This window comes from Ruegeria sp. CL6, from assembly GCF_056536465.1.
Window position 1 is genome coordinate 151,998 of sequence record NZ_JBQFPR010000003.1, and the last position, 13,625, is coordinate 165,622.

The following is a 13,625-nucleotide window of genomic DNA, read 5'->3' on the forward strand; positions in this document are numbered from 1 at the left end:
TCTTCGAGAAAATTCTACTTCCACAGACCCCTAAATTTCGGAGGGATTACCATATCACCATAGCCGCAGACGTTTTATTATTTTGCGATACTTTTTTCTGTTCATGAAGTACAGTCTGAACGGAAATTTTGAAACTTTACGCGCTAAAACATGCGAGTCGTTTTCTTTAGAGTGTAAAAGTTCTACTTCCTTCTCAAGTTCTTCTATTCTGCCACCGCGCCAAGATATCGAAGCATGCGCACGTTTCGACAGGTCATCATAACGCTCCCTGAGCCGTGCGACATCCTTCTCCAATTTTTCTATTCTGCCGCCACGCCAAGAAATTGATTCATTTGCTCGTCTGTTCAAACCCCTATATCGCTCGGTCGAGTTCTGAAGAGCAGTCTTCAAAAATGCGGAGTGCCTGGCAGAAATTTCTGGAAGCGCCTCTGTCTTACGTTTCCTACGCTTTCTTGGTTCCTTCGACAGTAATTCTTCAAAAAGACGCTCGTACCGCATTGCCTGGACATCAAGCGAGAAGTGCTCCAATGCAAACCTGCGACACCGATCTCTAAAATCCACGCCAAGAGCTGTAACTACCATTTTTGCAAGCGCCTTAGTATCTCCCCGCTCTACAATGAAACCCGTCACGTCGTTAATCACGGCATCGCCGACCCCCCCAGAATCAAAGGCGACAACAGGAGTTCCACAAGCGACAGACTCCAAAATAGTATTGGGCAGATTGTCCTCCAAAGTTGGCAGTATGGTAACATCTGCAGCACAGTATCCGGCGACCAACTGCTCAATATCGTCGGAATACCCTAAGCAAGTGTATGGCAGGCCAATCTCGCGCAATTCAGATGCCTCATGTCCAAAAGTGAGAATATGGAACTCTTGCCCTACCTCATTGAGGTGTTTTGTCATTTCCAAAAGTTCAATAAATCCTTTTCGCCTTTCATTATTGTCATAGCTCGTAAACAGCAAAATGCTGCAGTCGCACGGTAAACCTAACCGCCTCCTCGACGCTGTTTTTCCCATGGGACGGAAAACGTTGGTGTCGACACTATTTGGAATTACTTCGATCCTATTATTGCGAAACACTTTACTGTTACGAGCACACTCGGCCAACCAGCGGCTCGGAGAGACTACAACAATGTCATCTGTCCAGCAGGTTAGCTTGGACTTTAAGACTTGAGCTGGGTAATCATCAAAATGGGAGATAAGTTGCGGACAGTCTGTGCAGCTTTCTTTGTATCCTTCACAACCGTTTGAATAATGGCACCCACCAGTGAAAGGCAGCATATCGTGTAGCGTCCAAACCAGTGGCTTTCCCAAATTAGCGAGGAAACTCACTGCTTCAGCCGATAGCATTTCCGCCACCCAATGAACGTTGATAACATCGAATGAATCTGCAAACTCTAACTGCTCAGGCAACAAACTCGGATAGCTCGCCGAAAAACGGGTACTTCCTTTATGCCGGTTGTTTTCACTGACGATTGGAGACAGGGCGTCAAAAAGAACACTTTCCGCAGGCAGTGTTTGAAGTTGGAAATGATCTCCTGTTACGTTGGGCTGATAGCTGAATGTACGGCTCTCGTGGCCACGGCTTTTGAGACCTTTATGCAGTCGCAAGCATGCAATTCCCGCTCCGCCTGTCAGGTAGGTGCTGAACATACCTACCTTCAAAGGTCTAGCCGCTCGTGTGGGATTTACGGAGCGTTGATGTTCAGTATTAATCGTTCTTTTAACGTGGCCTAATTCTCTTTCGAGTATGTCTACGCTATGGTCACGGTTAAATTCTGAGGCGGAGGATCGTCCACTTTCCCCCAGCTCCCTGCAAAGTTCACGATCTTGCACAAGTCGTGCTATGGCGGAAGCCATTGCATCTTCACTACGCTCTACTAGAAATCCATTTACGTTGTTCTTCACGAGATACTTGACACCTTCACAGTCGTCGAAGCCGACGACGGGCAAACCGTGAGCCATGGCCTCAACAACCGCGAGACCAAATCCCTCAAAAACCGAGGGAATCGCAAAAATGCGCGCAGATCGATAAACTTCTTCAATATTGCTGCGCGTTCCACGTAGGATCTTATCCTCAGGAAGATTTAGACTTAAGCACAACTCTCGGAGCTCCTCTTCAAGCGGACCGTCCCCATAAATCTGAAGTGTCCAATCTGGAAACTGCCCCCGCAAATGCGCGTATGCACGAATAAGGTACTCAAAACCTTTCTCACGCGTTAGTCGTCCGACGGACAGAATGACTTTACCTGGTTGTGCGTCTACCCGATGCGATTTTTCTGAATAAGTGGTAAAATTAGGCAGCACAAAACACTTGCTGCGGAAATCTTCGGGCATTTGCGGAACAAATTCGTCGAAGATTACACTAACCTTATCCGCCTGTTCAAGCGACACCAGTCTCATGTAGCGATCTATGGGCCCATCGGCGGGATAAAACTGCGAAAAAAACTTATAGCTCGGCGCACTATGCAAAGCAGCTATGTGTAGAGTGCTGTCATCATTTTTCCGGCCGAGCAGGACGTAAGGGAATGTCGAAGGCATGTGCGAGATAACAACGTCAAATTGGTTCTCACCAAAAAATCCTTTGTACACTCTACATCGCCACAAGTGCCCCGATTGCTTCCACTTGTTGAAATCTTCCTCTGTGGGCGTATACTCAAGACCCTCAAATACCCGACCATCTATGTCTTTGAATTCCAAATCAAATTTAGGCGCCGCGCGCTCATATTGATCCCTATACGGCGAAACACCGATGTTTATATGGGGAATTTGCGGATCCAGATGGTAATACGGCTCCCCAGCTCTGTCGAAGCATGAAACGACCGTTACTGCATGCCCGCGGCTGTACAACTCATTAGCAGTTTCAATTGCAATACGCTCAGCACCACCTGCGACCCCATTCAAGTAAGTAAGCGCAATCGCGATTTTGAGCTTACCCGCTGGACAGGCATCATCTGATTGAGTCTTCCCAATAAGCGGGGCTTTTCGCTGCTCGATCGTTAACCACAAAGCTTCAAAAAGTTGATCAGAATAGGACTTAGCTACAGGAAGCAGAGATAACATCTCTTGATCCGGTAACTTGGGACCTTTCCATGAATTGTAGTACTTCAATTCATACAGATTATTTGCAAATGTGTCGTCTATGTCGCCGAACACTTCGCGAAGAATTCGGAAATTCTCAAAAACTTCCCTCTGCTTGTTAAATGACGCACCTCCAGTCGCCATGACCAAAATCGCTCTGGTCAACGGCGCTGCGATGAGCCCTGCCCTATAGACGCGCGTTACCCAATGATAGTCCGCCGCAAGGCTAAAGCTTAAATCAAAATTCCCCACGGAATCATAGCATTTTCGGCGAGCAAAAATTGTTTCATGACCGCCCGGAATGCCCTGAATGAGCAGAGACGGGTTCCAAGCGCGACATTCATCAGCGAGCACAACATGGTTCGCTTCATTCGCAAAATGCATTCCCGCGTAAGACAAGTCTGCTCCGCTTTTGAGCAAATTACGAACCGACAGGTAGACTGCGTCGCGCAGGTAGTAATCGTCTGAATTTAGGAACGCTATGATTTCACCGGTTGCGAAAGCCAAGCCTTTATTCATAGCGTCAAATATTCCAGCGTCTGGCTCTGATACCAACGTATCGATACCATCCGACCACTGTCGAATTACATCGAGCGTTCCGTCGTCAGATCCGCCATCAATGACAATATACTCTATGTTTGGATAGGTCTGATTTAGAACCGACTCAATACATCTCTCTATGGATGACGCATTATTGTAAACTACCGTTATTATTGAAACCTTAGGAAAGAAGCGTTCGAATATCTCAAGTTTTGATAGATGATGGGCTGTTTTCTTTCTTCGCCTAATTGGCGATCCCGAATTAGCGACCATGTCCTTTGAGGAAGGAGGAAAGTGTTTGTCTATACGGTCTTCACAGTAGGAAAATACTTGCTCACAGATCGGCATCGCGACATCGACAGTCAAATCTTCAAATGGTGCCCATTCCTGTTCTGGATCTGGTTTGGACGCAAGGAACAGCTGTTCGTCTGACCTTAGCAAGTATTCTCGTGCAATTCGCTTGTAGGTTTTTTCAAGCCTATCTAGGAGCTCTGAACTCTCGCGCGGCGAGAACAAAGAATATTTTTTTGTCCTGTATGTATGCGACTTCTTGGAGTCTAGCACTGCAGCACCCACAAGCGATTCCAGCCGCGATCGTTGCCACGCAGGGAATGAAACGGCTGCAGCCAAAAAGTAGGTCGCCTCAACAGATATTGACGTATTCGCTGACGGCGCTTTGACATCCAATAGGCTCGCGTTCGGCGCGACAACGTTTAAAAAGTCTATTACGGCATCACCTTCTTTCAATTGTTCGGATTCGAAGGGTCGGATTATGATAGTTCCCTGACCCAGCACTTTTTCCCAACAGGCTAAAGAATTGAGAAGCCGCAATTGCTCAGAAACTCGAAATTCGCACACTCGCCGCTTTGCATCTTCACTTATAGGTTCGATCACCTTGGTATGCTCCAGCAACGCCGACACTACCATTTTGTCAATTCGCCGAAGGTAAAGAACGACCTTTATACGGTGGTCAGGAAAAAGGTCACGAAACAGCTGTATATCCTCTTCAGACTTGAAGCTTTCAAAAATCCCCTCTGAGCTAAGCACGATATCTTTACCCACGCCGCGATCATCTACGGACGCCTGGACTATTTTCGTCGCTAGTGTCTTTGCATCGCCAACGAAATCGTCTGCCGCTTCAGTGCATTGGCGATGCCAGTTAAATACCGCATCGGGGTGACGTCGACGAAGAATGAGAAGGGCTTCGGTGTGATGGCCGACGCTGCATAAAGGATTAGGATAGAACACGCCATTAGCACTCAACCATTCTGCATTCTCCGCAAGGTGGCTTTGAATTGCAGTCGTACCAGTTTTCGGCAAACCAATATGCAGGAACAGTGTCTTGCTTGATAATTCTGAATTATCGACGTCGGGATTCTTCATTCTGTCTTCCGGTCTTTCCAAAGCGAGTGTTTTCGGCTGAAAGAGTGCAGTTAGCAGGAAGCCTTTGCAATGCTTTCAGGATGTATAAGCGATCAAAAAATGCAAATATTTGCGTCTGAAACACTGGAATGCCTCATCTGACTAGGTCCACCGTTATGTATAGTGAACGGAGGACAGAGAATGGCAAGCAAGCGGCACAAGCCCGAGGAGATAGTTCAGAAGTTACGGCAGGTTGATGTGCTTGTCGGCCAGGGTATGCAGCGCGCGGATGCGATCCGCGAAGTGCGCATTACCGATCAGACCTATTACCGATGGCGCAAGCAGTACGGCGGTATGGGAACCGACCAACTTAAGGAACTCAAACGGCTCCAGAAAGAGAATGAACGGCTTCGGAAAGCCGTGTCGGATCTGACCCTGGACAAGCTAATCCTTAAGGAAGCAGCCCGGGGAAACTTCTAAGCCCCGCCCGCCGGCGTGCCTGCATCGACCTGATCCGAAGTAGGATGAAGGTTTCAGAACGCAGGATCTGCCGGGTGCTGGGGCAGCATCGATCGACGCAAAGGTACTCTCCCCGAGGCCGGGAAAACGAAGACCGGCTTGTCGCGGACATGGTTGAACTGGCCCGGCAATACGGCAGCTACGGTTACCGCCGCGTCGCCGTTCTGCTGAGAGATGCGGGCTGGCAGGTCAGCGTCGGCCGTGTTGAGCGGCTATGGAAGCGGGAGGGGCTGAAGGTGCCACGCAAGCAACCAAAGAAGAGCCGTCTCTGGCTGAACGACGGATCATGCATCCGCCTGAGGCCTGGCACCGCAACCATGTCTGGAGCTACGACTTCGTGCATTGCCGCACTGACGACGGCAAGGCGTTCCGTACCTTGAACATCCTCGATGAGTTCAGCCGGGAATGCCTGTCAATCACAGTGAAGCGGAAGCTAAACTCGACTGACGTGATCGACGCTCTCACCGATCTCTTCATCCTGAGAGGGCCGCCGGCATTTGTGCGCAGCGACAATGGCCCCGAGTTCGTTGCGGCTTGCCAATGTCGTATTTCGGCTATTTTCGCGATGATGAAATCGTCGGAGCTGTGCCGCTTTCAAGCAAGTTTGTTATGTCAAACGGTAGGGCCTTAAAACTATTGGGCAAGCGACATATCCTGGACATCGGACAGTCAGAAGTGGTTTTGCCGCTGGGTCGAGATGTGCGCGTCGAAATTCCTGGAAAGGGTCTTTTCATATCTGAGCTTACGGCACAAAAGGCCACCAACGCCGTCATTGATCGAAGGTTCGAATTAGGCATGGCAAAAGGGATATATTTCGGCGATCAAAGAGTATCCACCAAGTTCAAAAAAAAGAGAGTACGGGAAACGCGGAATATTCTGGAGTCAGGTGGGCGTTTCATACCTGTCACAGATTTGACCGTTAAGGAGCTCGCGGCTGAATATCGCCGTCTGTTCTTGTTACGCCGTGGGAAGGCGCCTTTAGGCGATCCTCTGTTGAATGAAACGTTGGCGCGATGGCAGGAATTACTAACGGGCGATGTGTTGCTTATGAACGATAAACCTATCGCTCTTACTCTGCTATTCCGTGTCCAGACAAAGGATGCGCTGTTCGTTAATGCAATAAATACGCCTGTCGATCCGGAGTTTTATAGCCATGCAGCTGGCAACGTCATGGCGTTTCAAAATATTTCCAAACACGAAGCAGATGCCTATGACAAAAAAATTGCGTTTCGATACTGCCGCGGCCGCATGAGTGCAGAGTACAAACGCTCGTGGTGTATCCCTACCAACGCTTACATTACTGGGCGCTGATGACAAATTGGCTACCGCAGGTTTGTGACTTGCTTCCGGGGGCCTTCCGCAGCCTAAATCCATGCCGAATTTTGCAACGCATCAACCGAAAACAGAAAACCAATCAACGCTTTGTGCTTTCCTCCAGGTTTTTTGGGCTAACGCTGGCCAAAAAGGCAAGCGATCCACTTGCGTGCGTAGCGAATGACCGCTCTCTGCCCTTGGCGACAAATGCTGCGTCGGTCACCTATATCTCCATTGGGCTCGAATCCGAATTTCGCTGTGCTTTGCCTGAATGTCAGCTTTTTCGCACTTGACCCACAATCGCCTGACCGCCTTCATTAACAATCACATGTTCCACGATCACTTTTGACTGCCCACCGTTGCGATGCTTTCGCAGGGCTTCAGCCTGAGCCGTGAAGGTCCGGGCAAGCCGGTTGAATGATCTCTCGTAGATTTCGTGCTGGTGCAGACTGTCCACACTGTTCAGCTTGTTGGATATGCTCATGAGACTAGCATGCGTCGCGGCCATCTGCACTGCCAGCATCCGCTCTACCGCATCACGCGGGGCCATGTCCCAGATCATCGCCAACATAAAGTCGCGAGCCTGATCGGTAGGCGTATCATCTTTGCCACCGCAAGCCCCAAGGGACTGCACCAGAAGCATTTTGGCGAGCGTTTTATTGCAGGTGCCAAAAAGATCAAGTAGCACCTGAGGATCGGGCACCTTGACGCTCATCTCGTTTTTCCCGGTGCGATTGATCTCGATCCCACGCTTTGCCGTTCCGGCTACCTTTCCCATGTCTTTACCTCACGTCTGGCGGCTATGGTAGTCCGCCGATAGGTCACTTCGATACCGGCGGCGCGGACGGCTTCGATCAATGCTGCCGCATCGGCTTCGGATCGGTTCTGGCCTCCGTCATATTCGCGGATCGCAGCGCGCTCTTCGAATTGCTCCACAGCATCGGTGATATTTTCAGACTGATCCGCAGGTGTTCCGTTTTTTCCGTTTCTTCCGGTTTCCGCTCCCTCTGTCTCTACTGGAAACGGAGAAAACGGATGAAACGGAAGGGGTGGTGCCTCACCTGCGCTTTTACGTTTACGGCCCGCATTCTCGGCCCGGACACGCCGAAGGGTCTCATTGGGGTCAAACTCAAACCGCTTCATGATCTCAAAACCCGCCATGCCTCGCGGCGTTGCTTGCCGTCCACAGTCGCGCCATTTGCCTGGACAAGCCAACCGTGGGCTTCCAGTAGCTTCAGCGCCTTTTTGGCCCGCTCCGTCAGTTTGAATGGGCCAAGTCGGATTGCGACCGGTGGCGATATAAAATCCTCACTCCACGATCCGAGAAGCCATTTCCGCATTCGCTCGGCGTCCTGTACATGCGCCGGGATAACTGAGGCGTTTTGCAGACGTGTAGCTTCATCGGCATAAAAACGCGCCAGCGCCACAGCATCTGCCATTGTTTCGCCGGTCACGATCGCGGCTTCAGGGTCGGCAAAAAGCGCCATCACCGCCGCCAGCCGCGCGGCATGTTCCGCCGTTTTGCTGGCAAAAGCGCGCACATCTTCAAACACTTCACCCTGCGCTTGGGCCCGTTCCATTTGGCGGGAGAATTCAGTCAGCACCGCCCTTGCATCTTCCGCCAGTGTCAGCACCGGCGGGGCCAGCTCATTCCTGTGCCCCTCAGCCAGCGCCATAGGGCGCGACATAAGCTCTTCGATCCGGTTCGCGAAGCGGTCCACCTCTGCCATTGCATCGGCGTCCTGCGTCAGTCTCAGGCGGTGCCCAATTTGACTGACGGGACGGCTGGTCAGAAACCTTGCAAGAAGCCCCTGACCGTTTGCCAGTGGATCGCCCAGGAATTCCTCTGCCGCGCTGGGCTGGATCATCAGGTGCGATGAAAACCGACGTCCAACATGGCTGGCAATGCCATCACCCGCCCGCCATCGGTCTAGTGTCGATCCGTCCCACATGGCCGTGAAGGTGGCGAGGGTGTTCAATCTGTTTTCAGACTTCATGCCGTGACCGCCCAGCATCAAGCCGCCTTCATCGGTCATGATCCCCAGTGAGGCGCGCAAATCAGGCAGATGTTTCACGATCCCCTCTACCGTTGCCGATCCGGTCACGATTGATGGGCGCAGGGGCGGCTCAGGTTCGGGGCCAAGGTCGTGCAAGTCGGCACGGGTTGCGGCCGGATTTTCGTCGGCACCGCGAAGGATCGCCGCCTTGCGCTTTTCCCAGATTGCATGTTCCCGGTGATGGTTTACCAATGCTTCGTCATAGCTCGGGCGCAAGTTGCCCTCGAAATTGCGCACACCTTGCATTGCCAGCTTGTCAGCAGTGCTTTTGCGTTCCCCGCTTTCGGCTACGGTCAGCAGAAACAGCGAGACCGGGCGCGGCCCTCCCAATGATTCCACATCACGCAGCCCTTGCACGGCCAGCGCAGACGCCGCCAGAACGCTTGCTGCGCACATGGCAGCCGGTGCCTCTGTTACCGTTGCAATGGCTTCTGTAGCGCCTCTTAACGGTCCCAGTGCATCAACCGGATAGGGTGTTGCGTCAGCGGCTTTACGTATCAGGGGTTGCGGGCCTTCGGATAACTCGCTGGCCGCTAATATAGGCGCGGTAAGATGTTCATAGTTATCAATCGGCCCGATACGCGCATCCAGATCGGCCATGTTGCATTGGTCGCTTTGCGCAAAGTCGAATTGAAAGCTATGGTCAAGCCAATCGTCCTGACCGGATGTTTCATGCCCCGCCGCGCTATGCCCAGCGCGCGGGGCGTCGTATTTGCAGGTCATGGGTCAAGCCGCCTCCCCGGTGCCTGCGCCATCGCGATCGGCTTTGAGGCGATCCATGACGGCCTGAATGTCACTCTCAGGCCATCGCGAAGCATGGCCCAACTTTACGGGCTTTGGCAGCAATCCGGCCTTTGCATGCCGCCAGATTGTTGCTTTGGACAAGCCCAGAAGCTTTGCCACTTCGGCATCGGTCAAATATTGGTCAGTCATTGTCACCTCATGAAAGCTGAAATCATGGGGCTACATTGTCTCAGGCCGCACCAGCCTGTCTGGCCGCTTGAATTATCGGCCGGTTAATCTCATGCGATCTGACACGCGCTTCCGCAGCGCGCTTGAAGTTTCGCTGATTGGATATTGCGCAGCGACGCGGCGACGGACTTCTGCGCGAATTACACGCGACCCCATATTTTCGGCGGCTTCATCAATCAGTCGGTCAATTTCGTTCCAGTCATGAAAGCCTTTTCGCCCCGGGTCAGGCTTGGCCACACCCATCAGTGTATCCAAAGCGCGTTCGTAATCGGTTAGACGTATGCGTCCCTCTGATGTGCGGTAAGTTGACCATTGCGACTTCCAAGTCTCCTGCTTTTCGCCTTCGCGGCACAGTTTGATTATCCGCTTGGCATCAGCCTTCGAGCGAATTTGCACGTCGACCACCTCTACCCACCATTCCGGTGTCTGATCTTCGCTCATCTTCGCAACCCACTCAGGGGCACAACATCTGCTCCACCTTTGCCGGTGACATGGTCCGCCCAAGCGGCCATGAACGGGCGGCGACGTTCGATCAGGTCGGAACGCTGATAAGCACGCTCTACAGTGTTGCCGATCACATGGCCCAGCGCAGTTTCTGCTACTTCGAATGGCTGGCCGGTTTCCTCGGCCCATGTCCTGAGTGATGACCGGAACCCATGCGGGCGCGCAGTCATGCCTCGGTCTTTCATAAACTTGCTCATGGCCATGTCGCTGATCGGTTTGCCGCGAAACCCTGGAAGCAACACCTCGCCACCGTGGCGCAGGGCTTCGCTCACAACCTTCACGGCCTCATCGGTAAGGGGCACACGGAAATCATCAGTCGCGCCCTTGCGGCCCTTCATATTCACCGCAGGTATGGTCCAGATACCGGCATCGAGGTCGAATTGCTCAGGGGTCGCAAAGCGGATTGCGGCAGACCTGACGCCGGTCAGGATCAGAAGGCGCAGGGCAAGTTCGCTCACACCATCCCCAAGTGTTGCATAGAAGGCGGGCACCTCCTGCCATGCCACTGCCTCGATCCTCTTGGCTTCGTGGCGTTGCTTTCCCAGAAGCTGCCGCGCTTTGTCTACCGCTTGCAGATCAACGGTCAGGCCCAGTGCGGCGGCATGTTTCAGAACGATGTTGAGACGGTTCGCAGCTTTCCGTGCGGTTTCAGCCTTTTCGTGCCAGATCGGGGCCAGCGCATCTCGCACCGCAATCTGATCCACCTGCGACACCGGCAGTTTGCCCAGCTTCGGCAGTACATGAATTTCCAGTGGTGAGAACCATCTGCCCGCCTTGCCTTCGCCCTTCAGTTCCGCCTGACGCGCTTGATATGCATCCCGCGCTACATCTGCCAGAAGATGCAGATTGCGTTCGGCTTCGCGCTTCTCGGCCTCACGCTGGGCGATGGGGTCAACGCCCCGTCGCGCCATCTGACGTGCCTCGGACGCCATCTCACGCGCAACTTTCAGGGATATATCAGGCCACGGCCCCAGCCCCATCTCACGGCGGCGTCCATGTACCGTGAAGCGAAACACCCATTGACCCGATCCCGCCGGTTGCTTTACCAACCGCAACCCCGCGCCATCCTCATGTTTTCCAGCAGGCAGGTGTTTCAGACTTAAATTCGTTAACTTGTTAACAGAGCGCAAATCCTTTCCCCCAATCTATCCCCCAATATATATTGCGCTTGGATGGCATTGATTGAGACTGGATGCAATCAGGAAATATATCTAATGCATTGTTTTACATGTTTTTACGCAATCCGCTGATACTATATGTTGTGCTCTGATATAAAGAAAATGTGCCCTCTTGAGGCACCAGTTTCTTCAGTACATTCAAGTGAACGCTGCGTGATCAGGCGCGCTTTTCACCAATTGACGCGACGCCCAGCACTGAAAGAACCTTGGCTTCGATCTGTTCCGCGTTCATTCCCGCCACGGCATACATGTCCGCTGGGCTTGCCTGATCAATGAAGATATCGGGCAGAACCATCGACCGATATTTCAAGCCGTGATCGAACACGCCTTCGTCCGCCAGCAATTGCGCCACATGAGAGCCAAAACCGCCAATCGCACCCTCTTCGATGGTTATCAGCGCCTCGTGATTGGCCGCAAGGTCCAGGATCAGGTCGCGGTCCAACGGCTTGGCGAACCGGGCGTCCGCGATTGTTGGCGTGATCCCGCGGGCCGACAGAGCCTCGGCCGCTTTTTGCACTTCGGCCAAACGGGTGCCGAAGGACAGCAGCGCCACACGCGCACCTTTCTGGATCACGCGCCCCTTGCCGATTTCCAGAACCTCGCCGCGTTCGGGCAGGTCCACCCCGACCCCTTCACCGCGCGGATAGCGGAAAGCGATTGGCCCGTCATCATGGGCCGCTGCCGTGGCAACCATGTGCACCAGTTCGGCCTCATCCGCGGCGGCCATGACTGTCATGCCGGGAAGATTGGCGAGGTAGGCAATGTCGAACGACCCCGCATGGGTCGCTCCGTCCGCACCCACAAGGCCCGCGCGGTCAATCGCGAACCGCACCGGCAGGCGCTGGATGGCTACGTCGTGCACAACCTGGTCGTAGCCGCGCTGCAAAAAGGTCGAATACATCGCGCAGAACGGCTTCATCCCGCCTGCGGCTAGGGCCGCAGCGAAAGTCACGCCATGCTGTTCTGCAATCGCAACGTCAAAGCAGCGCGAGGGGTAGCGCTCGGCAAACAGGTTCAGGCCGGTTCCATCCGGCATCGCGGCGGTTACGGCAACGATCTTGTCGTCCCGCGCGGCCTCATCCACCAGCGTATTGCCAAAGACCGAGGTATAGGAGGGCGCGTTTGACGGCGCTTTCTTCTGCTTGCCCGTCACGACATCAAACTTGGCCGTTGCATGGCCCTTGTCGCGCGCCTGTTCCGCAGGGGCATATCCCTTGCCCTTCTTGGTCAGCACATGGATCAAGATCGGACCGGTCGCCCGCGCCTTGACCGTGCGCAGAACCGGCAGCAACTGGTCCATATCGTGACCGTCAAGCGGGCCGATATAGGAAAACCCCAGCTCCTCGAACAAGGTGCCGCCGACCGCCATACCCTTGAGCATTTCCTTGGCCCGTTTCGCGCCCTCTCGGAAAGGCTCTGGCAGCAGAGAAACAGCACCTTTTGCAGCGGCTTTCAGATCGTGAAACGGAGCCTCGGTATAAATCCGCGACAGGTAACTGGACAGCGCGCCAACTGGTGGGGCGATGCTCATCTCATTGTCGTTCAGGATCACGATCAGGCGTTTCTTGAGGTGGCCTGCGTTGTTCATCGCCTCGAACGCCATGCCCGCCGACATTGAACCGTCACCGATCACGGCAATCGCGTCGCCCAATCCTTCGGGCGTGACGCCGCCCAGATCGCGCGCAACCGAAAAACCAAGCGCGGCACTGATCGAGGTCGAGCTATGCGCCGCGCCAAACGGGTCATACGGGCTTTCGCTGCGCTTGGTGAAACCGCTCAACCCGTCTTTCATGCGCAAGGTACGGATGCGGTCGCGCCGTTCGGTCAGAATTTTGTGGGGATAGCACTGATGCCCGACATCCCAGATGATCTTGTCGCGCGGCGTATCAAACACGGCATGTAGCGCCGTGGTCAGCTCCACCACGCCCAGCCCTGCGCCCAGATGCCCGCCCGTGACCGACACGGCCGAGATCGTTTCCGCCCGCAGCTCATCCGCAACCTGACAGAGTTGCGCATCCGAGAACTGCTTGAGATCCGCAGGGCGGCTCACAAGGTCCAGCAGGGGCGTGTTCGGGCGATCTGACATTTGGCGCGTTCC

Annotated in this window: 9 protein-coding genes and 1 pseudogene; 2 read left to right on the forward strand and 8 right to left on the reverse strand. The window is 53.6% G+C overall.

From position 1 onward, the window contains the following. Positions 1-54: 54 nt before the first annotated feature. Positions 55-5,004 (reverse strand): glycosyltransferase, encoded by a 4,950-nt coding sequence (locus tag ACR0LH_RS10305; protein ID WP_480720846.1) that lies wholly within the window; start codon positions 5,002-5,004, stop codon positions 55-57. Between the two features lie 180 nt (positions 5,005-5,184). Here ACR0LH_RS10305 and ACR0LH_RS10310 point away from each other — a divergent pair. Together ACR0LH_RS10310 and ACR0LH_RS10315 are read left to right on the forward strand one after the other, a co-directional pair. Continuing rightward, positions 5,185-6,034: pseudogene (locus ACR0LH_RS10310) on the forward strand (IS3 family transposase); the annotation flags it as partial. 8 nt (positions 6,035-6,042) lie between these two features. After that, a complete protein-coding gene (locus ACR0LH_RS10315) occupies positions 6,043-6,813 on the forward strand; it encodes a GNAT family protein (protein ID WP_480720847.1) in 771 nt (256 codons plus the stop codon). 277 nt (positions 6,814-7,090) lie between these two features. Here ACR0LH_RS10315 and ACR0LH_RS10320 read toward each other — a convergent pair whose 3' ends face one another. The 7 genes from ACR0LH_RS10320 to dxs all read right to left on the reverse strand — a co-directional run bounded on the left by ACR0LH_RS10320 (position 7,091) and on the right by dxs (position 13,613). Further along, on the reverse strand, positions 7,091-7,594 hold the full coding sequence (locus ACR0LH_RS10320; RefSeq protein ID WP_480720849.1) for a hypothetical protein: 504 nt from the start codon (positions 7,592-7,594) through the stop codon (positions 7,091-7,093). After that, complete coding sequence (locus ACR0LH_RS10325; RefSeq protein WP_480720851.1) at positions 7,582-7,959, reverse strand: hypothetical protein; 378 nt, start codon at positions 7,957-7,959, stop codon at positions 7,582-7,584. The genes ACR0LH_RS10320 and ACR0LH_RS10325 overlap by 13 nt, the downstream gene beginning before the upstream one ends. After that, entirely contained in the window at positions 7,956-9,596 is a 1,641-nt protein-coding gene (locus ACR0LH_RS10330; RefSeq protein ID WP_480720853.1) for a YfjI family protein, read from the reverse strand. The genes ACR0LH_RS10325 and ACR0LH_RS10330 overlap by 4 nt, the downstream gene beginning before the upstream one ends. A 3-nt stretch (positions 9,597-9,599) precedes the next feature. After that, the gene (locus tag ACR0LH_RS10335; RefSeq protein ID WP_480720855.1) at positions 9,600-9,806 is read right to left on the reverse strand and encodes a helix-turn-helix transcriptional regulator; all 207 of its coding nucleotides are present in this window, start codon (positions 9,804-9,806) and stop codon (positions 9,600-9,602) included. Between the two features lie 72 nt (positions 9,807-9,878). Next, positions 9,879-10,286 carry a hypothetical protein gene (locus tag ACR0LH_RS10340; RefSeq protein WP_480720856.1) on the reverse strand — a complete coding sequence of 136 codons (408 nt, stop codon included), beginning with the start codon at positions 10,284-10,286 and terminating at the stop codon, positions 9,879-9,881. Beyond that, positions 10,283-11,479 carry a tyrosine-type recombinase/integrase gene (locus ACR0LH_RS10345; protein ID WP_480720858.1) on the reverse strand — a complete coding sequence of 399 codons (1,197 nt, stop codon included), beginning with the start codon at positions 11,477-11,479 and terminating at the stop codon, positions 10,283-10,285. Before ACR0LH_RS10345 ends, ACR0LH_RS10340 begins: the two co-directional genes overlap by 4 nt. Before the next feature lie 205 nt (positions 11,480-11,684). Further along, positions 11,685-13,613 carry a 1-deoxy-D-xylulose-5-phosphate synthase gene (gene dxs, locus ACR0LH_RS10350; RefSeq protein WP_480720859.1) on the reverse strand — a complete coding sequence of 643 codons (1,929 nt, stop codon included), beginning with the start codon at positions 13,611-13,613 and terminating at the stop codon, positions 11,685-11,687. Between the last annotated feature and the right edge of the window lie 12 nt (positions 13,614-13,625).